Raw genomic sequence first — 26,113 nt, 5'->3', positions numbered from 1 at the left:
GATGCAGACGTCAGCCCCAGACACTCACACCGATCTGCGCGACGCCTTGCGCGCACTTTGCGCGCAGTTTCCGCCAGAATATCATCGCAAGTTCGGCGAGGATGAAACCTACCCCGAGGAATTCGTCGATGCGCTGACCCGCGAGGGCTGGCTCGCCGCGATGATCCCAGAAGAATACGGCGGCTCGGGTCTGGGCCTGACGGAAGCCTCGATCATCATGGAGGAGGTGAACCGCTGCGGCGGCAACGCGGGCCATTGCCACGGGCAGATGTACAATATGGGCACGCTGCTGCGGCATGGTTCGGAGGAGCAGAAACAGAAATATCTGCCCGGCATCGCCAGCGGCGAATTGCGCCTGCAATCCATGGCCGTGACCGAACCGACCACCGGCACCGACACCACCAAACTGAAGACCACGGCGGTGAAAAAGGGCGACCGGTATGAGATCAATGGCCAGAAGGTCTGGATCAGCCGTATCCAGCATTCCGACCTGATGATCCTGCTGGCACGCACCACGCCGCTGGCCGAGGTCAAGAAGAAATCGCAGGGCCTGTCGATCTTCATGGTCGATCTGAAAGAGGCGGTCGGCAACGGCATGGAGGTCCGCCCCATCGCCAATATGCCCGGCCACGAAACCAATGAAGTGTTTTTCGACAACCTGGAAATCCCCGCCGAGAACCTGATCGGGACCGAGGGGCGCGGATTTTACCATATTCTTGACGGGCTGAACGCCGAACGTACCCTGATTGCGGCGGAATGTATCGGTGATGGATACTGGTTCGTCGACAAGGCCCGCACCTATGCCGGCGACCGCATGGTCTTTGACCGCCCCATCGGCCAGAACCAGGGCGTGCAATTCCCTATCGCCAGGTCCTATGTGAACATCGAGGCCGCCAATCTGATGCGCTTTGAAGCCTGCAGGCGGTTCGATGCTGGGCTGGATTGCGGAGCACAGGCGAATATGGCCAAGCTGCTGGCTTCGGAGGCCAGCTGGGAAGCGGCCAATGCCTGCATCCAGACCCATGGCGGCTTCGGTTTCGCACGGGAATACGATGTCGAGCGCAAGTTCCGCGAGGCGCGCCTCTATCAGGTCGCCCCGATCTCGACCAACCTGATCCTGTCATATGTCGGAGAACATATCCTCGGCATGCCAAGATCGTTCTGAAGGCCAGGATTATGGGTGAGATCGACCTTGACGCGCTGGCGCCCTGGCTGGGACGCACCGAGACTAAAGAAGACGTTCTGACGGAGGGGCTGATCGACAAATTCCGCGCCACGCTCGGTCCGCATCTTTGGGACGGATCAGGCGATGTCCCGCTGGGAATTCATTGGTGCATTTCCCTTGATACCGTGCCAGCGACCGCCCTGTCAGAAGACGGCCATGCCGCAAGGGGTGGATTCCTACCCCCTGTCCCGCTGCCCGCCCGGATGTGGGCCGGCGGCGATGTTAAACATATCGCGCCGCTGAAAATCGGCGAAACCATCACCCGGCGCTCTTCGATCAGGGATATTGTGGCCAAGCAGGGCCGTAGTGGACCATTGGTGTTTGTGACCGTCGAACATGAGTATCTGAGTGGCAACCGGCTTTGTATCCGGGAGCAGCAAACGATCGTTTATCGTGAGATTTCCACCCCCCGCACGGGCGAGAGCGCAGCTGACGCGGGTGACCCCACCACGCTTAGATCGACGCTGACACCGGATCCTGTTCTTCTGTTTCGCTATTCGGCGCTGACGTTCAATGCCCATCGCATTCACTATGATTACGTCTACGCCACCGAAACCGAAGCCTATTCCGGGCTTGTTGTGCATGGCCCATTGCAGGCCACGCTGCTTCTGAATCTGGCGGCGGATGCGTTGAAAACATCGCCCCACCGGTTTTCGTTCCGCGGCCTCGCGCCACTCACCCTGCCCTGCGAATTGCAACTGCACAATGAAGAGACCGGCACCTCCGGGACAGTCTGGTGTCAGGATCAAAACGGTCTTCGAAGCTTTTCCGCAGAGTACGCGGCTGTCTGATCGGTTTCCTTTGGTAGCGGATTCAGTTGTTGACCAATTTTTCTAACATCTGTTAGGCTGCGCGGAGAGACTTGGTAAAATAGACCAGGCAAACCTCTGAATTAAGAGGTGGGAGGAGGAACGATGCGAGGAAAACTCGTAACCAACGGAAAACCGTGCGGTCAGGCTATGCGTGCCTCCATGAGGTGTTGGGGAAAAGCACGGGTTGTAACATGACCACGAATAACGGGCACGTATCGTCACCGCTTGCGGTGCGTGGCGCAACTTTGAAATTTGGCGGTGTGACCGCGCTCGACGATGTGAGCATCTCCGTGGCCGACGATGAATTGCTTGCAATTATCGGTCCGAATGGTGCCGGAAAAACATCACTTCTGAACGTGACTGCGGGCTTCTACCGTCCGCAGAAGGGCCGTGTCGAATTGTCCGGGCAGGACGTGACCGGCCTGCGTGTTGACCAGATCGCCCGGCGCGGTCTGGCGCGGACGTTTCAGGGCACCCATCTTTTTGCCGGGCAGACGGTGGTGGAAAACATTATGATCGGCCGCCACATGCTGATGAAATCGAATGTAGTCCAGGCCTTTTTCCAGTTCGGTCCCGTGATGCGCGAGGAATCGGAACATCGTGAAGCCGCAGAGGAGATCATCGATTTTCTCGAGATCGAGGCAATCCGCAACCGGCCCGTGGGCACGTTGGGGTATGGGTTGCGCAAGCGTGTCGATCTGGGCCGTGCATTGGCGCAGGAACCGTCGATCCTGCTGATGGATGAACCGATGGCCGGCATGAACTCGGAGGAAAAAGAAGACCTGGCGCGCTTCATTCTCGATGTGCGCGAGGCGCGCAAGATTCCGGTAGTTCTGGTGGAGCACGACATGGGCGTCGTGATGGACCTTGCCGACCGGATCGTGGTGCTGGATTTCGGGCGGGTCATCGCCGAAGGCACCCCGGAAGAAATCCAGAAGGACCCGGCTGTCATAAAGGCATATCTGGGGTAGCGGCATGGTCAAACAACGGACAGCAATGGTCTTTTCGGACCCAGCAGTGACACATAGCGAAACCCTGCCGCAGGTTTTGCTCGCGCGAGCGACATCCACACCGACCAACCTCGCCGAACGGCACAAGCGCCTGGGCATCTGGCGTGAATTCACCTGGGCCGATGTTCTTGACAGGGTTCGCGCCCTGGCTCTCGGGTTGGAGAACCTGGGCTTGTCGGCTGGCGAATCCGTCATGATGATTGGCGAAAACGAACCCGAACATTTCTGGGCTGAATACGCCGTCCAGTCGTTAGGCGGCAAAGTCCTGTCTGTCTATCCGGATCAAAACGCTGAAGAGATTCTGTATCTGGCCGAAGACTCGCAAACGCGGGTTTTTCTGGCGCAGGATCAGGAGCAGGTCGATAAATGCATCGAGATTGCGGGCAAGTACTCGGGCGCCCTGGCGGTCGTTTACTGGGACGATTCCGGTCTGTGGGGCTATGATCATCCCCTGTTGCATTCGTTTGAAAGTGTGAGCGCGGCAGGGCGTCAGATCCACGCCAAGGAACCCGCCAGATTTGAAGAACACGTAAAACGTGGACGGGCGGACGATACCGCCTTGCTGTCCTATACTTCGGGGACCACGGGAAAACCCAAGGGCGTTGTCATCAGCCATCGCTACCTGTTCGACAATTGCTCGCGGGTGATGGGGGCAATCGAAATCGCGCCGGGCACCGAATACCTGACCTACATTTCGCCTGCCTGGGTCACGGAACAGATTTTCGGCCTGTCGATCGGTTTGATCGCGCCCATGGTCGTCAATTTTCCCGAAGGCCCTGAAGACGTACTGACCAACATTCGCGAACTGGCGGTTGATGCACTGGTGTTCAGTCCGCGCCAGTGGGAAAACCTCGCCTCCATCGTTCAGGCCCGGATGCTGGGCGCGGGCAAGTTCCGCAATGCGATGTACAATTGGGGCATGAAGGTTGGCCGCAACGTTTACGTCGAGCGGCTGGAAGGGCGTAGCCCCAGCCTTGCCGCACGCCTGCAGCTTCCCTTTGCCGAAGCTCTGGTGCTGCATCACCTGCGCGACAATCTTGGCCTTGGTAAGGCCAAAAACGCAATGAGCGGCGGCGCCCTGATGGCACCTGACGTCTTTCGTATGTTCCACGCGATGGGGGTTAAGCTGCGCAACGTGTATGGCGCGACCGAAATCGGCCTTCTGACCGCGCATGTCGGCGAAAGCTATCAGCTGGAAACCAGCGGCAGCTGGATGCAAAGCAACACGAACTACGGCGAACCGCTGGAATACAGGGTCTCGGACGAAGGGGAGCTTCAGGTGCGTGGCGGATCGGGCTTCGGCGGCTATCACGGCAAGCCCGAAAAGACCGCAGAGGTGCTGACCGAAGACGGTTGGTACAAGACCGGTGATGCGGTCTCGATGACCGACGACGGCGAGCTATTGTTCTTTGACCGTGTCAAGGACATGCGCCGCCTGGCAAACGGTCACAGCTATCCGCCGCAGTTCATCGAAACGCGGTTGCGGTATAGCCCCTTCATCAAGGACCTCATGACATTGGGCGACGAACGCCGGAATTTCGTCAGCGCGCTTATCAATATCGATATGGAAGTTCTCGGGCGTTGGGCGGAAGAGAACAAGATCAGCTTTTCGACCTACACCGATCTGTCGCAGAAACCCGAAGTTCTGGACCTTATCAAAGGCGAAGTGGCGCGCATCAATGCGCTCCTGCCCGAAGGCTCGCGCGTGGCACGTTTTGCGAATTTTCCCAAGGAACTCGACCCGGATGAAGGCGAGTTGACCCGCAGCCGAAAGCTTCGCCGGGCCTTTCTGGAGGAACGGTATGCCAAGCTCGTCGAGGCGATCTATGCTGGCGATGACGAGACAGATCTCGAAATCGCTGTGACCTATCAGGACGGTCGTCAAGGCGTTCTCAAGACCACGGTTCGCGTGTCGGATGTTGAAAACGCATCGAAGGCTGCCAAGCGGCAGTCCAAATCTTAAAGGAGGTCGGCGACAATGGTCTATTTCATCAATGACATCATTACCGGGGCTTTGATCGGCCTTCTGTATTCGCTGGTGGCCATGGGCTTTGTTGTGATTTATCGCGCCAGCAAGGTGTTCAACTTCGCGCAGGGCGAGCTTGTGATCATCGGCGGGTTCATCGTCTGGTTCACAACGATGCAAGCGGGGCTTAGCCTTTGGTTGTCGATACCCCTTTCGCTGGTTCTGGCCGGGCTGGTCGGGTACGCAATCGAACGGATTTTCCTGACAAAGCTGATCGGTGAATCGGTTTTCTCGATGGTCATGGTCACCGTCGGTCTTCTGATCCTGCTGCGCGGTCTGGTGCTGCTTGTGTTCGGTCCCGCCGTGCGGCCCTTCCCGATCATTTTCCCGCTGAAACCCTTGTTCCTCGGCGACATGTTGATCCCGATGAACCTCCTGATAGGCGGGATCATCACCATTGTCGCCGCCGTCGGCCTGTCGTGGTTCTTCAACCGGACCCGGTCCGGCCTGCGGATGACCGCCGTGGCGGAAGACCACGTCGTGGCCTCCTCGATGGGCATTTCGGTGAAAGGCTCGATTGCCTTTGCCTGGGTTCTCGGGGCAATCCTGTCCACAATTGGTGCGATGATCTTTCTCAGCGGCAAATCGCTGACCTTCCTGGCCTCGGATATCGGGTTCGCGGCCCTGCCGGTGGCGCTGTTTGCCGGGCTGGAATCCATCGGCGGGCTGATCCTTGCGGGCGTGATTATCGGCATCGTCCAGAGCCTGACAACCAACTATCTTGACCCGCTGATCGGAGGGTCACTGGGCAGCGTTGTCCCCTATATCATCATGCTTGCCATTCTGCTGATCCGACCGACCGGCCTGTTCGGCTGGCGCACAATTGAACGGGTGTAATCCATGGACCCTTCCGGCGTATTCCCGACAAGCTATCGCAGTGACAGACGTTTGATCCGAACGCGCTGGCAGTTTCTGGCCCTCGTCGTATTCATGGCTCTACTGCTGTTGGCGCCTTACCTGGTGAGCAGCCGTATCATCGCTATCCTGAATATGATGATGATCAGCGCCGTCATCGCCGTCGGGCTTCAGATCTGCACCGGCTATGCGGGCCAGATCAACCTGGGTCAGGCGGCTTTCATGGGGGTCGGGGCCTATACGGCCTCGATACTGGCCTCGAAGACCGGCCTTACGTTTCTGCTGACCATTCCTCTGGCCGGGCTCTCGGCTGCGCTGTTCGGCTTTCTCTTTGGCTTGACCGCGGCGCGGATCAAGGGGTTCTATCTGGCACTGACCACGATTGCAGCTCAGTTCCTGTTCCACTTTGCCGTATTGAACCTGCCGTCTACCTGGCTGGGTGGATCGAACGGTATCACCGTGCCCCCGGCCGAGCTTTTCGGGCTGCGATTTGTCAGCGAATCTTCGCAGTTCTATCTGAATTTCGCGGTCACCGCGATCATGGTGGCGGGCGCGTTCGGGATCGTTCGGTCACGCTTCGGCCGTGCCTTCGTGGCGGTCAGGGATGATGACGTGGCCGCGGGTATAATGGGGATCAATGTCGCGGCCACAAAGGCAAATGCCTTCCTGATCGGCGCTTTCTATGCGGGCGTCGGCGGGGCGCTTTGGGCCTATCTGATCCGCTTCGTGGGGGTAGACCAGTTCACCCTGTTTCACTCGATCTTCTTCGTCGCGATGATCATCGTCGGCGGGATGGGTTCAATCGTGGGGGCCCTGATCGGCGTCTTCATTATCCGCATCATCCAGGAAATTATCGCGACGGTCGGCCCCAATATCGCCGACTCGGTATCATTCCTTGGCGGTGACATCGTGTTCGCTGGCATGAATGTCGTTCTTGGCGGCGTGATCGCATTGTTTATGATCCTCGAACCCAAGGGGCTGATGCACCGCTGGAACATCCTGAAGTCGTCATACCGTATCTGGCCGTTTCCTTACTGAGAAATAGAGCGGCTCTAAACCTGGGAGGAAGAATATGACTTACCAATCGAATCGAGGTCTTCGCGGCTTTCTGGCTGCGGCTGCCTTGGCGGCCGCGGCGACCATGCCTTTGAAGGCGCAGGCCGAAGAGACCTATAATCTGGCCCTGCTGTCGGACTTTTCCGGCCCTTATGCTGACATCATGCCCATTCTGGCCGGCGGACGTGAGGCTGTGTTCACCTGGTGGAATGAAACCCGCGGCAAGGAACTTGGCGTCACGCTGAACTACAAAAACTACGAAACCCGCTATGACGCGGCACAGGTGGCAAGTCTCTGGCCCGGGATCAAATCGGAACTGGACCCGATTGCGGTTGTCGGCCTCGGCGGGCCCGACGTCGCGGCCCTTTCCGAACGCCTGCCGGAAGACAAAATCCCGATGTTCATGGCCACAGCGGCCTACGGTTTTGCCTGGCAACCGGATGCCTGGATTTTCAACCCACGCCCGACCTATTCGCACGAAAGTGTCGGCTTTCTGAACTGGATGCGTGAACAGCGCGGCGGAGACGAACCGCTCAAGGTTGCGATCCTCGCCTCAGAAGCATCGCCTGCCTATGTCGACATGGCAAAGGGCATTGAACTCTATGCCGAAGAGCACCCCGAGGAGATCGACCTCGTCGAGGTCATCTATACCGAAGTTCAACCCACCGATCTGACGGGGCAAATGCGCCGCGTTGTACGAGCCGGGGCCGAGGTGCTGGTAATCCAAACGAACACCTCTATCGTGGTTGCCGCGAAACGTGGGCTGCAGGCCAACGGGGCGAACATCCCGATCATGATGAGTTCGCATAACGGGCTTCCAGCCTCGGGTAGCGCGCTTGGCGGGCTTGAGCAAATGGAGGGGGACTTTGAAGCCTACGGCATGGTGATTGCGGCCGATGAGGACACTCCCGCGCGACAATTCTACGAGACATTGGTTGCCGATTACGGACTCGAAGCACCTTGGAACGTCGTGACCGCAATGGGCGTATCTCAGGGTCTCTATACCGTGACCGTGATCGATCACGCGATCGAGGCGAACGGCGCCGAGGGCCTGACCGGAGAGATGGTACGTGAGGCGCTTTTTGCCAAACCGATCACCACCGAAGAAACCCATGGGTTCCTGCCGACCTTGTCCTTTACGCCAGAAGCACCGTTCCCATTGGAAGGCCTCAAAGTGAATGTGGGCACCGTCAAAGATGGGAAAATCACCATCGCGGCAACGGGTGTCGACGTTCCGCAAGTTGAGAAATGGTGAATTAATCCGGGCGCCGCAGTCGCGGCGCCCGTTCTGATCCTTAGCCCCGGGCAATATGACCATGCTGGAACTCAACAACGTAGAGGTGACATATTCCGACGTCATCCTGGCGCTCAAAGGCGTGTCCATGACAGTCCGTGCGGGACAATGTGTTGCTCTGCTCGGTGGCAATGGCGCAGGAAAAAGCACGACGCTTAAAGCCATCTCGGGAACGCTCAAATCCGAGGATGGAACCGTTTCGGCGGGGTCCATCGTTCTGGACGGAACTCCCATTCAGAACATGGAAGCCTCGGAAGTCGTGAAGAACGGTCTCATCCATGTGATGGAAGGGCGGCGCGTTTTGCGGCATCTGACGTCAGAGCAAAACCTGATCGTCGGCGGGCACATGGTGCCCAACTCCGCCGAGCTGAAAAAGCGCCTGGACCATGTTTACACCTTGATGCCCCGGCTTGCGGACCTGCGCAACCGCACCTCTGGCTTCATGTCTGGTGGCGAACAACAACTGCTGCTGATCGGCCGGGCCATGATGGCCAGCCCCAAGATCATCGCGATCGACGAACCGTCGTTGGGATTGGCCCCGATGATGGTCCGGGATGTTTATGAAGTGCTCAAGCAGCTCAAGTCAGAAGGCACGACCTTCTTCCTGGTCGAACAAAACAGCGCCGCGGCGCTATCGATCGCCGACTATGCCTATGTGATGGAGAACGGCCGGATCGTGATGGACGGCCCTGCCGACAAGCTCGCTGACAACGAGGACATCAAGGAATTCTATCTCGGCGTAACCGCATCGGGCGAGCGCAAAAGCTATCGAGATATCAAACACTATCGCCGCCGGAAGAGATGGCTGGGATAGAAAGGAGCGAAGATGAGTAACCTGCTTTCCATCAAAGGTCGTACCGCATTTGTAACCGGAGCGGGGCAAGGCGTTGGTCGGCAAGTCGCGCTTTATCTGGCGGAACACGGAGCCGGTGCCATCGTTGTCAACGATTTTCACGCCGAACGGGCCGAAAGCGTTGCCGCGGAAGTGGAGGCAGCGGGTGCAAAGGCTCTGCCGCTCGCCTTCGACGTCTCGGATTTCGACGCGGTTGGCGCGGCGTTTGCCGAAACGCAGACCACATTTGGCGGCGTGGATATTCTGGTCAACAATGCGGGCAACGCCGGGCCGACATCGCGGCTCGACGATCTGGTCCCTTTTTGGGAATCCGATCCCGATGAATGGCGCCGCTGGATGGCCACCAATTTCGATGGGGTGCTGAACTGCACCCGTCACGCCATGCCGTTGATGGTTAACAGTGGCTATGGGCGCATTGTGACCGTCATTTCCGACGCCGGCCGTGTCGGTGAACCGCATCTGGCGGTTTATTCCGGGGCCAAGGCCGGTGCGGCCGGCTTCATGCGGGCAATTGCAAAGGCCGGCGGCCGGTTCGGGATCACCGCGAATTGCGTCGCCTTGGGGGGCACAAGAACTCCGGCTGTCGCCGACCTGATCCCGGATGCAGAGACCGAGAAGCGGGCATTGTCGCAATACGTGATCCGCCGTCTGGGCGAGCCGGAAGACCCCGCCGGAATGATCCTGTTCCTCTGCTCGGATGCTGCCAGCTGGATCACCGGACAGACCTATCCAGTGAATGGTGGGTATTCGTTTGCCTGCTAGAGTAGACATCGACCAACCGCCGCCTCTAGGTGGCGTCGTCCGAAAAAACGCTGTCATTATCTGCCCCGAGTTCAGGGGGCAGATTCGGTGTTGCGGTTTCGAAGCCATCAAATTTCAACGGCTGGACAATAAAAGTCTCGGCCTTGCCGCCGTCATGCGTAATCTTGCGCAGCAGCTGGCGCGCACGCACATGGGGGTCGTCCAACGTTTCGACCAGGGAATTGACCGGACCCCATGGCACCCCCGCCTTATCCAGAAGGTCGCCCCATTCGGCGCGCGTCTTGCCAACCAGAATCGCCGCGATTTCTTCGCGCAGCGCGGCCTTGCGGGCGACACGGTCGCGGCCTGTCAACGGCGCAAGATCCGCCCTGTCGATCACATCGCAGAACGGTTTCCAGAACCAGTCCTCATGCGCGATGGACAAGGTCAAGAGCTTGCCGTCTTTGCAGGTGAACACGCCATAGCCCGGCTCGGCGATAAATTCGCCCAGCGGTGTTCCATTGGCGGCGGGAACGAGGAATGCGGTCAACATCGAAACCACCGCATCCGACATGGACACGTCCACGTAACGCCCCTGCCCTGTGCGCTGGCTCGACACCACCGCCGACAGGATTGCGATCGCCGCGAACAACGCCGCGCCAACATCCGCAAGGGGGATCGGCGGCACAGGGCCGGGCTGCTTTGCATCGGCCTGATCGGCCAGCAAACCGCCAACCCCTTCATAGCTCAGGTCATGGCCAGCCCTGTCACGATAGGGGCCGTCCTGCCCGTAACCCGAAATCGATACATAAACCAGCCGCGAGTTGACACTACGCATGTCCTCGAAACCGGCACCCAAGGCCGCAAGCTTGCCAGGGCGGAACCCTTCGACGATGACATCCGATTCCTTGGCCAGTTCGCGAAACCGTGCCAGCCCCTCGGCCGATTTCAGATCCAACGCAACGCTGCGCTTGCCTCGGTTCAGTGCCCGGAACAAGGGCGGAAATTGCCGGGCCGGATCACCGATGCCCGGGCGTTCAATCATGATCACCTCGGCTCCCATGTCGGACAACAGCATTGTGGCATAGGGACCGGGAAACTGTTCGGCAAGGCTGAGGATTTTCAGGCCGGCCAGGGGTGCAGTGCTCATATCAATCTCCAGTTCTTTTGTTTTCCACGTGCGGGTCCGCCCGAGTGCAGCGTAAATCGCCGCAAAAGACAAGGCGAAAAACCAATAATATGTATAATTATCAGGAGCTTAGCATGAGTGAGGCAAAGCAGACGCTATTCGTTGAGCGGGTCGCAAAAACTGAATGGATTACCTTCCAGCGCACCGAACAGCTCAACGCAATGTCAACGCAGATGCTGCGCGAGATGGCGGCAGCACTGGAATCGGCGCTGGCCGACGATGGGGTGCGTACAATTGTCCTGACCGGCTCTGGCCGGGCATTCTGCGCCGGTGCCGATCTGAAAGAAGTTGCTGGCGCCAAACATGCACCAGGCGAGCCGGATCTTCTGGATCTTGTCGATCACACGTTTGGGCTTATGCGACATGGCCCGAAACCGGTGATCGCCGCAGTGAACGGGCTGGCGATGGCGGGCGGTTTGGAAATGGTGATGGCCTGCGATCTGGTCTTTGCCGCCGAAAGCGCGCAACTGGGCGACGCACATTCCAACTTTGGCGTCTTTCCCGGGGCCGGCGGTGCGGCGATCCTGCCGCGTAGGATTGGCCTGAACCGCGCGAAATACCTGCTGTTCTCGGGCGAGAACGTTTCGGCACGGGACATGATGGACTGGGGACTGGTGAACAAGGTCGTCGCGGACGAAGACCTGCGACAAGCGGTGCAGGCCTTTACCGACAGGCTGGCAGAAAAAAGCCCGGCGGTCTTACGCCGCATGAAGACGGTTTCCAATCGGTCGCTGGACGTGGACGAAACCGCCGCGCTTTCCGAAGAGATGCTGAACCTGCGCGCGCACATGCGATCCTGGGACATGCACGAGGGTCTGTCGGCGTTCAATGAAAAACGAAAACCGCAGTTTCGCGGATACTAGGTCAGGAGGACAAACGATGCAGGACATTTACATCGTTGGCATCGGGATGACGCCGTTCGGAAAGTTCCGGGACAAAACCATCAAGGACATGACCGGCGAGGCCGTCGCCGCCGCGCTTTCCGATGCCCGAGTGACGGCAGATCGTATCGACGGCGCATTCTTCTCGAACGCGGTGCAGGGCCACATGGAGGGCCAGCACATGATCCGCGGCGAAATCGCGCTGCGTGAAATGGGCATTCAGGGCATTCCGGTGGTGAATGTCGAAAACGCCTGCGCCAGCGCCTCGACCGGGTTCAAACTGGCAGTCGATTTCCTCAAGGCCGGCAATGGCGACTGCTGTCTCGCCGTGGGCGCCGAAAAGATGTATTCTGACGACCGTGCGTTGATGTTTTCGGCCTTCGACAGCGGCTGGGACGTCAGCAACAGCGAAGAGGTCGCGCAACGGCTGGCCGATCTGGGTGCAGGGGTCGAGGAACCCGAAGGATCGAAATCGCCCAAGCCCTACAGCGTGTTCATGGATGTCTACGCAGGCTTCGCCCGGCTGCACATGAAGACCTTTGGCACAACTCAGGAACAGTTCGCCGCCGTCGCCGCCAAGAACCATGCGCATTCCGTGCATAATCCACTGGCGCAATACCGAGAAGCCATGAGCGTCGATCGGGTATTGGCCGCGCCGCCGATCACCTATCCGCTGACCCTGCCGATGTGCGCCCCGATCTCGGACGGGGCCGCTGCGGCCGTTTTATGCACCGGCGAGGGGATAAAACGTCTGGGCCTAGATCCCGCGCGCGCGATCAAGGTCAAGGCCGCGATCCTGCGCTCGGGCACCGATCGTCCGCCGGAAGATTACAAGAACCACCTGACCCGGCTTGCCGCGCTTGAGGCCTATGAACAGGCCGGGATCGGCCCCGAGGATATATCGGTGGCCGAAGTGCATGACGCCACGGCCGTGGGCGAAGTGATCCAGATCGAGAACCTCGGATTTGTCGAATTCGGCGAGGGCGGTCCCGCCAGTCTGCGCGGCGAGACAAAGATCGGTGGACGCATTCCGGTGAACCCCTCGGGCGGGTTGGAATCCAAGGGCCACCCGGTCGGTGCCACAGGGATAGGGCAGGTTTTCGAACTGGTCACGCAACTACGCGGCGAAGCTGGCGCGCGTCAGGTCGAAGGGGCAAAGAACGCCATCGCCGAAAACGGCGGGGGGTTGCACGGGGTAGAAGAAGCGGCCGCCTGCGTCACCATTCTGGGCCGTTGAAACAAGGAGACGAACCATGGAAAACGTGATCGCCGCCGCTCAGGCAATCTATACAGATGAGCAACGCATGTTGCTGGAAAACTTCCGCAAGATGGCCGAGGCAGAGTTCGCGCCGCTGGCCGAGAAATACGAGAACCTCGGCCACCCCCCCGATGCGAAAACCCTGAAGTCCCTGTTCGCCAAGGTCGAGGAATTCGGGCTGATCAGCGGCCTGATCCCCGAAGAGGACGGCGGTGCCGGAATCGACCGCATGACCTATGGCATCCTATACGAGGAACTGGCCCGGATATGGGCCGATCTGGCAATCGCGGTGCTGATTCAGGGTCATGCCGTGTTCGCGGTCAACCTCTTGGGAAATGTGGCGCAGAAAGAGGCCTATCTGAAGCCGCTCCTGCGCAGCGAACGGATCTGTGCCACCTGTATTTCCGAACCAGAGGTCGGTTCGAACGTACGCGAGGTCAAGACACGTGCGGACCGCGAGGGCGATAAGATTTTCGTCACTGGCCAGAAGCTCTGGATTTCCAATGGGGCCCAGTCGGATTTCGCCATCGTTGTCTGCAATCTGGACGACGGTATTTCCATGGTCATCGTCGACCGCGATACCGGCAACTACGAGAGCCGCGAATTGCGCAAGCTGGGGCTTGTCGGTGCATCGACCTGCGAATTGTTTTTCGACCGTGCCGAAACCAGCGCTGACCATGTTCTGGGTAATGCAGGCGGCGGCCTGTTCCAGACATTGAAACTGTTTGAGAGCGCTCGCGTGTTTGTCGGCCTGACGAGCATTGGCATAGCGCAGGCGGCGTTGGAATGTGCCGTCAAATATGCGCAGGATCGCCAACAACATGGTAAGCCGATCGGCGGGCACCAGTTGATTCAAGGCTACCTGGCCGACATGGCCACGCACCTGGATGCCGCGCGCCTGTTGTGCCAGCGCGGGCTGCAACTTCTGGACCTGGGCGTGCGCTGTGACACCCAGACCTCGATGGCGAAATGGTATGCAACCGAAATGGCCGTCGAAATCGCCGGCAAAGCGGTGCAGATCCACGGCGGCAACGGCATCACCAAAGAGTTCCCCGTTGAACGGCACTTCCGCAATGCAAAGGTCATGCCGATTCCCGATGGCACCACCGAAATCCAAAAACTGGTCATCGGGCGCAACCTGACCGGGCTTAACGCGTTCTGAAAAGGGCCTTGGCCGCCCCACCGTCGGCGCTCGTCAGCGTCGAGGGTGGGCACGACCCGGAGTGATCGCGATACGGGCGAAGAGTCAGTAGGACTTGGGCATCCCCAATGCCTTCTCGGCCACGTAGGAGAGGATCAACTCCTCGCTGACCGGCGCGATGAAGTTCAGTACGCTTTCGCGAAAGTAACGCTCGACGTGGTATTCCTGCGCGAAGCCAAAGCCGCCGTGGGTGCGCACCGCGCGGAATGCCGCTTCGTAGGCCGCCGAGCCGGCGAGGTTGCGCGCGGTATTGGCCTCCAGCCCGCAGGGCTTGCCCTGATCGTAAAGCGTGGCGGCTTTGTAGGTCATCAGTTCCGCCGCCTGAAGGCGCATCCACACCGAGGCCAGCGGATGCTGGATCGCCTGGTTCTGGCCGATTGGACGGTCGAAGACGACGCGTTCGCGCGCATAGGCGGCCGCCTTTTCCAGTACGTACATCCCAAACCCGACCGCAGCCGCGGCGACAATGATCCGCTCGGCATTCAGCCCGTGGAGCAGGACCTTGAAACCCTCACCTTCCGCGCCGATGCGGTCCTCTTCGGGCACCTCCAGCCCATCAATGAAGATAGCGTTGGAGTCGACCGCCTTGCGGCCCATCTTGGCAATTTCATGCACGTCGATCTTGCTGCGGTCGAAATCGGTGTAGAACACTGACATGCCGTCGGTCGGTCGCTCGCAGTCCTCGATGGGCGTGGTCCGGGTCACCAGCAGGATGTGATCTGCGCGCTGTGCGGTCGAGGTCCAGACCTTGCGCCCGTTGACCACATACCCACCGTCTTCGCGTCGGCGCGCAAAGGTCGAGATATGCGTGGTATCAAGGCCGGCGTCCGGTTCGGTTACGCCGAAGCAGGAGCGGTGCTCTCCGCGGATCAGAGGCGGCAGCATTCGAGCCTTCTGTTCGTCGGTGCCGAAGCCGACCACCGGTTGCAGCCCAAAGATATTGATATGCACCGCGGAACTGGCCGCCGCGCCGTAACGCCCGATCTCCTGCATGACCAGCGATGCCTCTGTGATACCCAGGCCCGATCCGCCATACTGCTCTTCCATCGTGACGCCATAGAAACCGCCCTTTGCGATCTCGGCCGCAAAATCTTCGGGGAAGGTCCCGGTTCGTTCGCGTTCCAGCCAGTAGGCATCGTCGAAACGCGAGCAGATCCTGGCCACCGCGTCGCGGATGGCCCGTTGCTCTTCGGTGAGATCGAAATCCATGCGATCACTCCTTCTTCTGACGTGGGTGTGGTTCGCCCGAATGCTCGGGCGGGGCGGGTTCCGCCATATGCGGGCGCCAGGAGCCGGGATCTCCTGTGGCGAGATTGCCGAACTGGCGCTCGGCGGAAAAGACGTCGCTGCGGATCTGCACGAGGTGAGCCATGACCGGGCGGCCTTCGGGATCGAACAAGCGCGAGACCACATGGGCCACCGGCTCGCTGAGGGTGATGCCCAACAGGTGCGCGGTGGCGATGTCGGCCCGAACGATGGTGATGATCTGGTCGCCCGACAGATCCGTCATGCCGGTGTGGTCGCGCAGCAGTTGCGAATATAGCTGCGTTTCGTCAGCGCCCTCGGGCAGCATCTCGAAATAGCGTTGCGGCAGCCACAGATCGACCAGCGAATACGGCTGCTGCCCGGCGTGATGGCGCTTGCGCACATGAACCAGCGGCGTTTCCATCCCCGTCAGGTCGCGGCCAAGATCGGGAAGCTCCTTACAGGGCGCACGCGACAATATATCTATACGCACCTGTGCCCCGAGCGTCAGCGGATCGTAGGCGGGCGCACGTGGCTCGCTCTCCTCGGCCGCCGCAGTCACGAAGGTGCCCAGTCCGCGCGTGCTGTCGATCATGCCCTCATTGCGCAGAACCCCAAGAGCCTGGCGGACGGTTTCGCGCGCCAGGCCGTATTCGTCGCGCAGGGCCGGAAGGGTTGGCAACTGGCTGTGTATGGGCCAATCGCCGCAGCGAATCTTTTCGCGAAATAGGCTTGCGAGCTTGAGATACAAGGGGATGCCGTCACGCTGCCGAAGCAGTTCCCTGGCCGAGCCTTCCTCCGGGCGGGGACAGTGGCCGACGCCGGTGGTCCGGGTGCCGCTCAAGGCTGGTCGCCGGACCGAGGCACCGCTCCTGTCAGACCGTCGTTTACCGACGAGTCCTGCTCGGGTTGCACAACGACACCGGCCTTTATCAGTTGAGCAACCCTTTCCGGTGAGAAGCCGAACTCTTCCAGGATCGCCGTGCCCTGTGCGCCAAGGGCAGGTGCCGGAAGATCGGGGCCCATCTCGACGCCGCGCATCGTATAAGGGCTTCGGACCCGGCGCATCGGCCCCTGCTGGGGATGGTCATAATCTTCTATCAGGCCAACGGCGCGGACATGCGGATCGTCGGGCAGGTCCTCCATCGCCATCACTGGGGCATTGGGAATATCGAGGGCATCGAACAGCGCCTGCCACTCTGCGGTGGTCCGCTGCGGCAGGATATGCGTTACAACAAGTTCATAGAGTTCGGGAAAATGCCGCTGTGCGGTCGCCGCGTCGGTCATCATGGGGCCGTCGGCCACGTCGTCGCGACCCACAGCACGCAGAAACCGCTGCCATTGATCGAATTTGTAGATCCCGTGCGCGATGAAACCGTCGCTGGTTTGCGCTGGTTTGCGGAATGGACTCATGACCCGCGCATAGCCGAACCCGCCTTCCGGAGGCCGGAAGGCCGCCCCGTTGAAATGCTGGCTCAACATCACCGATATCATCGTTTCGAACATCGGCGTTTCGATGTAGCACCCTTCGCCGGTGGTGCGCTGCCGGAACAGGCCGGCCAGCATCGCCTGACCCAGCGCCAGCCCGGTGATCTTGTCGGCGGCCACCATCGGCACAAAGGCGGGGGCACCTGCGTTGCGCCCGTTGGCCTCGGCCAGACCCGACCGGGCCTGAATCAGGTCATCGAAGGCGGGCAAGTCGGCATAGGGCCCGTCCTGCCCGAACCCGATCGCGGCGCAGTAGACGATGCGCGGATTGACCTCCCGCACGGCGTCATATCCAAGACCCAGCCGCTCGATCGCAGGCACTCGCATATTGTGAACCACGATGTCCGCCTGACTCAGCATCTCCAGCAGCGCCGCACGCCCTTCGGGGGATTTGAGATCAAGCGCAATGCTGCGTTTGTTCCGGTTCACCGCCATCCACTGAGCGGTCATACCCGGCACGCGCGAGGCGCCGAGGCGCCGATAATAGTCGCCTTCCGGCGCTTCGACCTTGATCACATCAGCGCCGAAATCGCCCAGGAACTGGGTGGCGTAGGGGGCCAGGAGAATATGGCCCAGCTCTACCACGCGCACCCCGTCGAGCATTTGAAACATGATTCCCCCCCCGGCACCGGATCGGCTGCACCGACCGCACGCTACAAAAGACTAAAAGACTGTATTGCTAGTTTTTTTGCACGGGGAGCGTTGACATGCAAGGGGGCCTTGCTAAGTTTGGCGCCACAATGAGGCTAAGGCGGCTCGTTTCCGGCGTGGAAATCGCCGATGGAAATGGCCCGAAATAGCGCCAAAAAAAAGGGGGGGGGTGGCCGCAATGGAACCGCCGAAGAAAAGGGGGGGCGCGCGCGGCCTGTTGGCCGTTTCGCGGGGGCTGGCCGTGCTAGAGACCGGGTTTGCGGCGCTGGCCTGTGTCGCACTGGCGGTGATCATGCTGATCGTGGTCGTGGATGTTGCGATGCGCTACGCGCTTTCGATGCCACTGGGCTGGTCCTACGACCTGATCGGTCTCTACCTTGTGGTCACGGTATTCTTCCTGATGCTGCCCGACACACTCCATCATCACGGGCACGTGGCAATCGATCTGTTCCAAAACATACTTCCGCGACGGGTTCGCCATCTGGGGCAGGCGGTGGGCTATGCTGCAGGGGCAGTTGTCATGGCGCTGATCGCGTTCGAGGCCTGGGGCCGCTTCCAGAGCGCCTATGCCGGGCAGGACCGGATCGCCGCGCTGGTCCCATGGCTGACCTGGCCGGCCTATCTGGTCGTCCTGATTGGCACCGCGCTGCTGACGCTGCGCCTGATCTACCGGGTGGTCGGGCACGCGTTTTCCATCTTCTCGCGCCACGATCTGGTTGAAATGCCGCCCCCGCCCGAGACCACCGCGCTCCAAGGGGAGGACGTCCTGTGACGGTGGCTCTGGTAATTGCGCTTCTGGCCGGGCTGCTTGTGATCGGGCTGCCGGTGGCCTTGGCAATGGCGATTTCGGGGTCTGTAGGGCTCTATCTGTTCGGCGGCATGGCGGTACTGGGCGGCATCCTGAAGACTGCACCCCTAAGTACCGCGAATTCCTACGAAATCATCACCATCCCGATGTTCATCCTGATGGCCGAATTCGTGATCATCTCGGGCGTGGCGCAAGATCTCTTTCGCGCTGCAACCATTTGGGTCGGCCGTCTCCGCGGCGGCCTGGCCATGGCTACCGCGGTAGCCGGGGCGGGCTTTGGCGCGATCTCGGGGTCGAGCACGGCAGCGGCGGCAACGCTGGCATCCACTTCGATCCCGGCGATGATCGACGAAGGCTACGACCCCAAGCTGGCCAGCGGCGTCGTGGCGATTTCGGGCACACTGGCGATGTTGATTCCGCCATCTGTGGCGCTGATTCTCTATGGGATCATTGCCGATGTCTCGGTCGGACAGCTGCTGGTGGCGGGGGTGATACCGGGGATTCTGGTCGCTCTGACCATCATGGCCACGGTCGCGGTTCTGGTGCGGATTGATCCCTCGGTCGCGCCTGCCGGCCAGCCTTACAGCTTTCGCGATAAATTTGCGTCGCTGTCGCGTGTCGGGCCAATGCTGCTGCTGTTCCTGGCCGTCACCGGCACGATCTACTCGGGCATTGCCACGCCGACCGAGGCATCGGGGATCGGCGCCTTCGGCGCGATGCTGCTGGCGCTGCACGAGCGCAAACTGGGATTCAGCCAAGCCTGGGGTTGCCTGAGACGGGCGGCGCAGACCACCTGCATGATCCTTTTCGTGATCCTCGGCGCGCATATCTTTGGCTATTTCTTCACCCTCACGCGGGTGACCAACGATTTGACCCAATGGATCGGCGGCCTTGGTATTTCGCCGATGGGGGTGATGGTGGTGATCCTGATCATCTACGTCTTTCTGGGTGCCTTCATGGACCAGATCGCCATCCTCATCCTGACGGTGCCGGTGCTTTTGCCGCTGGTCCTGTCGCTGGGCTTCGACCCGATCTGGTTCGGGGTGATCGTCGTGGTGACGGCCGAGGTCGGCATGGTCACTCCGCCGCTGGGCATGAATGTCTTTGTGGTGGCCCGATATACCCGGCGACCCTTGGGCGAAATCTTTCGCGGGACGTTTCCGCATGTTCTGGCGCATTTGCTGGTGATCGCGTTGCTCACTGCATTTCCCGTGCTGGTGCTGTGGCTGCCCTCGACAATGAACTGACGACGTCGGCCTGCGCAATAGCGCCAGTCCATAACCCTAAAAGACAGGAGGAGAATGAAATCATGACCAGAATATCCAAATTCCCATCGCCCTTACGGACAGCGGGCTGGGCCCTGAGCGTTGCCTTGCTACCGCTCGCCGTGCAGCCGGTTGCAGCGCAGGAGATCGAACTGCGCGCGGCCGACAGCCTGCCCACCGGCCATTACATTGCCCAGAGCCTGATCGAACCTTTCATGGAACGGGTGAGCGAGCGGACCGGGAAAACCGAGTTCGCGTACTTCCCGGCTCAGCAACTCGGCAAGGCCAAGGACCTACTCTCGCTGACCCAGACCGGCGTGACCGATATCGGCTATGTCGGCCCCTCCTATGTCAGCGACAAGATGCCCCTTTCGGCGGTCGGGCAGTTGCCCGAGGCGTTTTCGACGTCGTGTGAGGGCACGATGGCCTATTGGGAGATCGCCAAGCCCGGCGGCGCGCTAGACCAGGCCGAATTCGCGCCGAACGGCGTGCGCCTGCTGATGGCGATGGTGCTGCCGCCCTACAACCTGCTGACGTCGAGCCGTGAGATCACCGGTTTGGACAGCATGGACGGCCTGAAGATCCGCAGCACTGGCGGCGCGCTTGACCTGACCGTCCAGAAAATCGGCGGCGTGCCGGTGCAGATGCCGGCGCCCGAAGTGCGCGAGGCGCTGTCGCGCGGGACGATCGACGCCGGGCTCTTCCCCTATCCCAGTGTCACCCCTTACGGAATGGAAACATTCCTTGACTGGGGTACGCAGGGGATGAACTTTGGTTCCTTTGTCGCGACCTACGTGATCAGGCAGGAAAAGTGGGACAGTCTGCCCGAAGACGTCCAGCAGGCGATCACCGAGATCGGCGAAGATTTGACTAGGGAAGGATGCGAAACTGCCGACCGCCAGAACCTTGAAGTCAAGCAGCAGATCGCCGAGGCGGGCGTGACCTTCGTTGACCTGCCCGCCGGAGATGTCGAAAAGCTGAACCAGATCCTGTCGACGGTTGGGTCCGAATGGGCCGAGCAACTCGATGCCCAAGGCAAGCCCGGAACCGAGATCCTGGAAGCCTTCCGGTCCGCGCTGAAAAGGAACTGATACCAGATCGTGGTCGGCCCGGCTCCTGTGTCGGGCCAGGCCACCAAAAACGCGCAGAAGTCAGCCGGTGGGTGCATCTGAATCCTGCCCTTCGACACTCAGCCTGGTCGTCCGTTATGCAGCTGAAGTCCGGGCGAGCCGTGCATACGTTCGGCCACATTGATCTGGCGTAGATGCGCCTCGCCGGTCCCGATCTCGGCGACGAGTTGATGCGCGAACGGCGCGGGCGAATTGGGTTTCGGCGATATGGCGCAGATGGGCGGCAGCGAGAGTGTCCGACCTTTTGTGTATGACTGATCCGGTCCATGCTTCATCGAAAGGACGCATGAATGACCATCTCGAAAGAAATCCTGGATGGATAACGTACAGGATCTTCCGCACATTTGATTCCGGCGATGGTTCCTTTCAGACTGGCTGACCCGGACGGTCAGAAGGATATACTTGGGACAACGATCATGCAGCGCCCGGCCCAACCGGAAGAAGTAGCCGGGGCGGTGCCGTTTCTGGCGTCCGACGAGGCATCCTATATGACCGGATCCGAAATGGTGGTCGATGGCGGCTATACCGCGCAGTAAAATGGGCGGAGCCGGAAGCTTGGGACAGGCGGGTCCGGTTGGCCGCGAACCGATCCTGGCCAGCCGGGCACCGGCTGCCCGCCTGGCCTGGTTCCGTCAGGCGTCGGCGCGCGGAAGGCGGATTTCGGACAGAACCTCCTCCGTGTGCTCGCCCAGCCGCGGTGGCAGCCGGCGCACCCGGCCGGGGCTGTCCGAGAACTGGACCGGTATCCGGAGCGTCACGACGGCGCCCTCTGTCGGGTGCTCGTGGCGCTCGAAATACCCGGTTTGAACCAGATAGGGATCAACCAGCAGATCCTCCAGGCTGTTGGCCGGTCCATTCGGCACGTCGGCCGCGTCGAACCGGCGGCGCCACTCGGCGGTTGTATTCCCCGCGATTGCCTCGGCGAGGAACCAATATAACTAGTCAATGTGATCGGTGCGCAACTCTGCTGTGGCAAATCGTGGATCGTCGCGCAGCTCGGGCCGGCCTATGGCGTCGAAGAGACGCAGCCACTGGTTGTCCATCGCCGCCATCACACAGATGTGCCCGTCCTGCGTTGGATAAGGCCGATGATGGGGCGAGAATACCCGGCTGTAACCCATGCCCAGATCGGGCCGGTCGAGCGTTGCGCCCCAGAGATGCTCGATCAGATTGAAGTTGACCATCGCATCCATCATCGGCACGTTTACCTGCTGCCCGTGGCCGGTGCGCTCGCGCCAGACGAAGGCCATCGCGATGGACGATGCCTGGATGTAACCGCATAGTTGTCGGCGATTACCGTGGGTAATAGCGCGGCTCATCGGTGGCCCGGGCCATCATCCCGGCTACGCCGCTGGCGCCCTGGATCACATCGTCGAAAGCAAGCCAGTCGCGGCGCTCACCATCCAGCCGGAAGCCAGAAGACGAGGCATGAATGATGCGGGAATTGACCGCGCGGATCGCCTCGTAGTCGACGCCCAGCCGTTCGGCGGCGCCGGGGCGTATCGAATGCACCAGCACGTCCGCGGAACGCACCAGATCAAGGAGCGCGGCCCGCGCGTCGGGTTTCTTCAGGTCGAGCACGACCGAGCGTTTGTTGCGGTTTGTATTGAGGAACAGTGCCCCCATCTTCGGGTTGCGCGACGGTCCCACCTGGCGTGTGTAGTTGCCGTCGGGTGACTCGATCTTGATGACGTCGGCCCCCATGTCGCCGAGGATCTGGATCGCCACCGGTCCAAGCACGTTGACCGAAAGATCAAGCACCCTGTAACCCGCAAGCGGTCCGTCCCCCTCGGCTGGCTGCTGCGGCTGACTGTCCATTTTCTTTTCCCTTTGCGGTATCGCACCCTTCGAGTCAGCAATGCGCGCCGTAGTCTGGCGGTCAGTCGACCCGCGACCCAAGGGCGCAGCGCCGCGAGCGAAGCTTGCGATCGCTGTATTGCTGTTCTGACGGCGTGCGTGGTCGTGGCGCTTCCGTGACGAACTTGTCCCATAGGGCCTCCTTCCATTCCTGCGAAAGGATCACACCATTAAACCGTGGGATCAAACACCTAAGCCGAAGAAATCGTGATGCCGGCGATCGTCGCCATGTCGGGAGCGATCGCCGTGACCGGACAGGATGCGCAAAAGGGGATCGCAGTTGCCCTTGAGCACATCAACGCCGATGGCGGCGTCGCCGGTCGGCCGCTGAAGATCCAACTTTACGACACACAGGGCAATCCCGGGGTGGTGCGCCAGGTGATGGAGCGGTTGACCCGCCTCGAGCGGGCTCCGGTCATCCTTGGCTGCGAGATCAGCGCAGGCACATCGGCTGCGGCGCAGTTCGCCGAGCAGGCGCGGGTTCCTCACCTGAACTCGCCGGCGGTGTCGGCCGAGCTCCTCGAGCGCGGTTACAAATGGTATTTCTCCGATCAGATCACAGCCGATACCGAGGCGGCCACGGTCGTGGAATTCTTCGAACACCTGATGACGCAAGGCGACGTCGTCCCGGCGTTGCTTTATGAAGACAGCCCGCGCGGCGCCGGAACCATCGAGCGGATCGAAGTTCTGCTGGAGGAGCGGGGCATCGAGATCGCCGCCAGCGCGCCGTATTCGCGCAGCGATCGCAACCTTCTGCCGCCGGTCAAGCGGGTGCAGACATCGAGTGCCAACATGGTGATCTGGGCCGGCTACACCGAAGATGTGGTGACCAAGCTCCAGGCAATGCAGCAGCATGACTTCAAGCCCTACATTGTCGGAATCAGTGGCGGTCCGGTTGATGTGCGCACCCCGCAACTGGTGGACAGGGGCTTCGTCGAGGACGTCAATCTCAGCACGGTGGACTACTTAAATCCCGACATGGACCGCGCCCAGCGTTTTGTGAAGGCTTACGAGTAACGGCACGGCATCGTGCCGTCAAGCTATGCGTCGATGTGCAACCGCGGTGTCTACACGCTGAAGGCCGTGCTGGAGAAGACGCTTGAGTCCGGCCAGAAACTGACGACCGAGAACCTTCGCGCCGCCATCCTTAAGATCGACATCCCCGGCGATCAGCTGATCTCGCCGTTCTCGCGGATCAAATTCGACGAACACGGCAGGAACGTCGGATCGCAGAACCTGATCGCGCAATGGAAGAACGGCGGCACGAAAAAGGTCACGATCTGGCCGCCAGAGGTGGCTGTGGAAGAGCCCAATCCTCTGAACTGATGCGAAAACTATAACCGGGGCCCAAGATGAAGCTGTCGATCGAGTCTCTCGTCTCCGGTTACGGTCTGCTCGACGCGCTCCACGGCGTCAGCATCGAGATCGGCCGAGGGCGAGGTCGTGGCTGTGATCGGACCGAACGGCGCGGGCAAATCCACCCTTCTGCGCACGATTTCGGGCCTTGTGGCCGCCCGTTCCAGAGCGATCCGCCACGATGGCAAGGAAATCGGCGGTTTTGCCGCCAGCGAGATTCCGCGCCTCGGCCTCGTCCATGTTCCTGAGGCGCGGCACGTCTTCGGGTCACTCACGGTCGAGCAAAATCTGATCGTGGGTGCGAGCGCCGCACTCGACGCGAAAGACCGAAAGGACGCCCTTTCCGATGCTGAGCCAGAAGGCCCGCGAACTTGCCGGAGGGCTCTCAGGCGGTCAGCAGCAGATGCTGGCGATCGGGCGCGCTTATGGCCCGGCCCAGCATGATCATGCTCGACGAGCCGTCGCTCGGCCCCGCGCCTCTGATGGTCGAGCAGATGTACGAGGCCCTCGACGGTCGGCGCCGCACCGGCCTGAGCATTCTTCTGGTGGAACAGGATGTCTACATGGCGCTGGATTTCGCCAGCCGCGCCTATGTTCTGGAAAACGGGACAATCGCCCTCGCCGCAGCCTCTGACGTCTTGCGCCACGACGATCACGTGCGCCGTTCGTATTTGGGAATCTGACCCGCCCTGTGCCCGCATTCCGCCTGCCATTCAGACCGGCAGCGGCGACAGACCGTGCGCAAACTGCGGACCGATCAGCCCCGTAGCGCCGAGATGCCCAGGGCCCCCTGTGCCAGAAGCAGCGCCTGAAGCTGGTTGGTGCCTTCAGCGATCGTGAGATGTCGCACATCGCGATAATAGCGCTCGACGGGGAAATCACGGGTGTATCCGGCCCCGCCGTGCACTTGCAGGGCAGTCTCGCAAACCCGCAGAGCCGTATCGGAGTTGTGACGCTTGGCCATGGAACAGGCCCGGCCGCGATCCGGTGCCCCGCGATCCAGCGCGTCAGCGGCCCGGCACGCCAGCAACCGCGAGGTTTCCACGCCAGTCAACATATCTGCGATCATCTGCTGGACCAGTTGAAACCCGCCGATCTTGCGTCCGAACTGTTCTCGCGCGCCCGCATATCGCAGCGCCGCCTCATAGGCGGCAATTGACAGGCCCAGGCAGGTGAAAGAAACGAAACAGCGCCCCACGTTCAGATAATGCTTGGCGATGGCGAACGCCTCGCCCTCGGCGCCGATCAGGTGGTCTGCGGGCAGCAATACGTCCTCAAACAGCAGCTCGCCTAGCGGGCATGAATTCATGCCCATGCTGCGGACCTCTCGGGTTGAAAACCCTGCTGTTCCCGCCTCGACCACGAAGGCCGATACCTCCGCGCGTTCGCCGTCGCCCGACCGCGCGAAAACCACCCCGAGATCGGCCCCGGTCCCGTTGGAGATATACAGTTTGCGTCCGTTCAGCCGCCAGCCATCACCGTCGCGCCGGGCCCGTGTTTCCACGTTGCTGGCGTCCGAGCCGACGTTCGGCTCGGTCAGCGCAAAAAAGGCTGTCTTGCGACCCGAAACCAGATCGCCCAGCCACCTTGCCTGTTGCTCCGGCGTTCCATGCTGCGCGACGATCATCAGGACAAGGTTCGACGTGCTGACGATGCTGCGCAGCGACGGCCATACCTGAGACAGCTCGCACAGCAGCGCGCAATATGTCAGATAATCAAGCCCGGCACCGCCTTGCGCCTCTGGCAAAAGACCGCCCAGCAGGCCGAACTCGCCCATCTTCTGCAACACTTCGGGCGGCGGCGGACGGTGGGCATCCTCGTGCGCCTCGACCAGGGGCGCCACCTCGGCGTCAAGGTATTTGCGGAAGCTGCGCCGCGCCGTTTCCTGCCAGTCGTCCAGCTCAAACTGCAT

At 60.8% G+C, this 26,113-nt stretch carries 26 protein-coding genes and 1 pseudogene; 20 read left to right on the top strand and 7 right to left on the bottom strand.

Annotated features, from left to right (window positions below):
- Position 1: 1 nt before the first annotated feature.
- The 9 genes from BOO69_RS21775 (at position 2) to BOO69_RS21735 (ending at position 9,893) form a co-directional block, all read left to right on the top strand.
- On the top strand, positions 2-1,165 hold the full coding sequence (locus BOO69_RS21775; RefSeq protein WP_071974358.1) for an acyl-CoA dehydrogenase family protein: 1,164 nt from the start codon (positions 2-4) through the stop codon (positions 1,163-1,165).
- An 11-nt stretch (positions 1,166-1,176) separates the two neighbouring features.
- Positions 1,177-2,016, top strand: a complete 840-nt coding sequence (locus BOO69_RS21770; RefSeq protein ID WP_027264394.1) for an HTD2 family dehydratase — start codon at positions 1,177-1,179, stop codon at positions 2,014-2,016.
- Positions 2,017-2,228: 212 nt separating this feature from the next.
- Positions 2,229-3,008: an ABC transporter ATP-binding protein gene (locus tag BOO69_RS21765; protein ID WP_028288584.1), complete on the top strand. Its 780-nt coding sequence runs from the start codon at positions 2,229-2,231 to the stop codon at positions 3,006-3,008.
- 4 nt (positions 3,009-3,012) lie between these two features.
- Positions 3,013-5,010: an AMP-binding protein gene (locus tag BOO69_RS21760; RefSeq protein ID WP_223228100.1), complete on the top strand. Its 1,998-nt coding sequence runs from the start codon at positions 3,013-3,015 to the stop codon at positions 5,008-5,010.
- Positions 5,011-5,025: 15 nt separating this feature from the next.
- Complete coding sequence (locus BOO69_RS21755) at positions 5,026-5,910, top strand: branched-chain amino acid ABC transporter permease (protein WP_027264391.1); 885 nt, start codon at positions 5,026-5,028, stop codon at positions 5,908-5,910.
- A 3-nt stretch (positions 5,911-5,913) separates the two neighbouring features.
- A complete protein-coding gene (locus BOO69_RS21750; RefSeq protein WP_027264390.1) occupies positions 5,914-6,966 on the top strand; it encodes a branched-chain amino acid ABC transporter permease in 1,053 nt (350 codons plus the stop codon).
- Between the two features lie 34 nt (positions 6,967-7,000).
- The gene (locus BOO69_RS21745; protein WP_027264389.1) at positions 7,001-8,239 is read left to right on the top strand and encodes an ABC transporter substrate-binding protein; all 1,239 of its coding nucleotides are present in this window, start codon (positions 7,001-7,003) and stop codon (positions 8,237-8,239) included.
- A 61-nt stretch (positions 8,240-8,300) separates the two neighbouring features.
- Complete coding sequence (locus BOO69_RS21740) at positions 8,301-9,092, top strand: ABC transporter ATP-binding protein (RefSeq protein ID WP_027264388.1); 792 nt, start codon at positions 8,301-8,303, stop codon at positions 9,090-9,092.
- Positions 9,093-9,104: 12 nt separating this feature from the next.
- Complete coding sequence (locus tag BOO69_RS21735; protein WP_027264387.1) at positions 9,105-9,893, top strand: SDR family NAD(P)-dependent oxidoreductase; 789 nt, start codon at positions 9,105-9,107, stop codon at positions 9,891-9,893.
- Positions 9,894-9,918: 25 nt separating this feature from the next.
- Here BOO69_RS21735 and BOO69_RS21730 read toward each other — a convergent pair whose 3' ends face one another.
- Positions 9,919-11,022, bottom strand: a complete 1,104-nt coding sequence (locus tag BOO69_RS21730) for a CaiB/BaiF CoA transferase family protein (protein WP_036051655.1) — start codon at positions 11,020-11,022, stop codon at positions 9,919-9,921.
- A gap of 200 nt (positions 11,023-11,222) precedes the next feature.
- Here BOO69_RS21730 and BOO69_RS21725 point away from each other — a divergent pair, with 200 nt between their 5' ends.
- The 3 genes from BOO69_RS21725 to BOO69_RS21715 are packed head-to-tail and all read left to right on the top strand — an operon-like array spanning position 11,223 to position 14,362.
- Positions 11,223-11,924 (top strand): enoyl-CoA hydratase/isomerase family protein, encoded by a 702-nt coding sequence (locus tag BOO69_RS21725; protein WP_237267666.1) that lies wholly within the window; start codon positions 11,223-11,225, stop codon positions 11,922-11,924.
- A 16-nt stretch (positions 11,925-11,940) separates the two neighbouring features.
- Complete coding sequence (locus BOO69_RS21720; protein ID WP_027264384.1) at positions 11,941-13,179, top strand: thiolase family protein; 1,239 nt, start codon at positions 11,941-11,943, stop codon at positions 13,177-13,179.
- 16 nt (positions 13,180-13,195) lie between these two features.
- The gene (locus tag BOO69_RS21715; protein ID WP_036051588.1) at positions 13,196-14,362 is read left to right on the top strand and encodes an acyl-CoA dehydrogenase family protein; all 1,167 of its coding nucleotides are present in this window, start codon (positions 13,196-13,198) and stop codon (positions 14,360-14,362) included.
- An 84-nt stretch (positions 14,363-14,446) separates the two neighbouring features.
- On the opposite strand, the gene BOO69_RS21710 is transcribed toward BOO69_RS21715, so the two are convergent.
- From BOO69_RS21710 to BOO69_RS21700, 3 genes are read right to left on the bottom strand one after another with little or no spacing between them, the layout of a single operon-like run.
- A complete protein-coding gene (locus tag BOO69_RS21710; protein WP_027264382.1) occupies positions 14,447-15,610 on the bottom strand; it encodes an acyl-CoA dehydrogenase family protein in 1,164 nt (387 codons plus the stop codon).
- Positions 15,611-15,614: 4 nt separating this feature from the next.
- A complete protein-coding gene (locus BOO69_RS21705) occupies positions 15,615-16,490 on the bottom strand; it encodes a GntR family transcriptional regulator (RefSeq protein WP_027264381.1) in 876 nt (291 codons plus the stop codon).
- On the bottom strand, positions 16,487-17,746 hold the full coding sequence (locus tag BOO69_RS21700; protein ID WP_071974357.1) for a CaiB/BaiF CoA transferase family protein: 1,260 nt from the start codon (positions 17,744-17,746) through the stop codon (positions 16,487-16,489). Before BOO69_RS21700 ends, BOO69_RS21705 begins: the two co-directional genes overlap by 4 nt.
- A gap of 217 nt (positions 17,747-17,963) precedes the next feature.
- Here BOO69_RS21700 and BOO69_RS21695 point away from each other — a divergent pair, with 217 nt between their 5' ends.
- The 4 genes from BOO69_RS21695 (at position 17,964) to BOO69_RS21680 (ending at position 21,524) form a co-directional block, all read left to right on the top strand.
- Positions 17,964-18,557: a TRAP transporter small permease gene (locus tag BOO69_RS21695; RefSeq protein WP_083545805.1), complete on the top strand. Its 594-nt coding sequence runs from the start codon at positions 17,964-17,966 to the stop codon at positions 18,555-18,557.
- Positions 18,554-19,840, top strand: a complete 1,287-nt coding sequence (locus tag BOO69_RS21690) for a TRAP transporter large permease (RefSeq protein WP_027264380.1) — start codon at positions 18,554-18,556, stop codon at positions 19,838-19,840. Before BOO69_RS21695 ends, BOO69_RS21690 begins: the two co-directional genes overlap by 4 nt.
- Entirely contained in the window at positions 19,816-20,949 is a 1,134-nt protein-coding gene (locus BOO69_RS21685) for a TRAP transporter substrate-binding protein (RefSeq protein ID WP_156875021.1), read from the top strand. Before BOO69_RS21690 ends, BOO69_RS21685 begins: the two co-directional genes overlap by 25 nt.
- 395 nt (positions 20,950-21,344) lie before the next feature.
- On the top strand, positions 21,345-21,524 hold the full coding sequence (locus BOO69_RS21680) for an SDR family oxidoreductase (RefSeq protein WP_027264377.1): 180 nt from the start codon (positions 21,345-21,347) through the stop codon (positions 21,522-21,524).
- Positions 21,525-21,620: 96 nt separating this feature from the next.
- Here BOO69_RS21680 and BOO69_RS23530 read toward each other — a convergent pair.
- Positions 21,621-22,238 (bottom strand): annotated as a pseudogene (locus tag BOO69_RS23530) (CoA transferase).
- Between the two features lie 43 nt (positions 22,239-22,281).
- Positions 22,282-22,806: a CoA transferase gene (locus BOO69_RS23525; protein WP_250637868.1), complete on the bottom strand. Its 525-nt coding sequence runs from the start codon at positions 22,804-22,806 to the stop codon at positions 22,282-22,284.
- A gap of 249 nt (positions 22,807-23,055) precedes the next feature.
- On the opposite strand from BOO69_RS23525, the gene BOO69_RS21665 reads away from it, so the two are divergent.
- The 4 genes from BOO69_RS21665 (at position 23,056) to BOO69_RS23655 (ending at position 24,884) form a co-directional block, all read left to right on the top strand.
- Positions 23,056-23,862, top strand: coding sequence for an ABC transporter substrate-binding protein (locus BOO69_RS21665; RefSeq protein WP_071974356.1), 807 nt, complete (start codon positions 23,056-23,058; stop codon positions 23,860-23,862).
- Between the two features lie 12 nt (positions 23,863-23,874).
- Entirely contained in the window at positions 23,875-24,171 is a 297-nt protein-coding gene (locus BOO69_RS21660; RefSeq protein ID WP_133119767.1) for a hypothetical protein, read from the top strand.
- A 117-nt stretch (positions 24,172-24,288) separates the two neighbouring features.
- Positions 24,289-24,645, top strand: a complete 357-nt coding sequence (locus tag BOO69_RS23660; protein WP_198952313.1) for an ATP-binding cassette domain-containing protein — start codon at positions 24,289-24,291, stop codon at positions 24,643-24,645.
- Positions 24,627-24,884: an ATP-binding cassette domain-containing protein gene (locus BOO69_RS23655; RefSeq protein WP_051372688.1), complete on the top strand. Its 258-nt coding sequence runs from the start codon at positions 24,627-24,629 to the stop codon at positions 24,882-24,884. Before BOO69_RS23660 ends, BOO69_RS23655 begins: the two co-directional genes overlap by 19 nt.
- A 74-nt stretch (positions 24,885-24,958) precedes the next feature.
- Here the strand turns inward: BOO69_RS23655 and BOO69_RS21650 are convergent, their stop codons facing one another.
- A complete protein-coding gene (locus tag BOO69_RS21650; RefSeq protein ID WP_027264374.1) occupies positions 24,959-26,113 on the bottom strand; it encodes an acyl-CoA dehydrogenase family protein in 1,155 nt (384 codons plus the stop codon).

Origin of the sequence: Sulfitobacter alexandrii, from assembly GCF_001886735.1 — a bacterium.
Classification (GTDB): Bacteria; Pseudomonadota; Alphaproteobacteria; order Rhodobacterales; family Rhodobacteraceae; genus Sulfitobacter; species Sulfitobacter alexandrii.
This window is presented reverse-complemented; position numbering and strand designations above follow the sequence as displayed.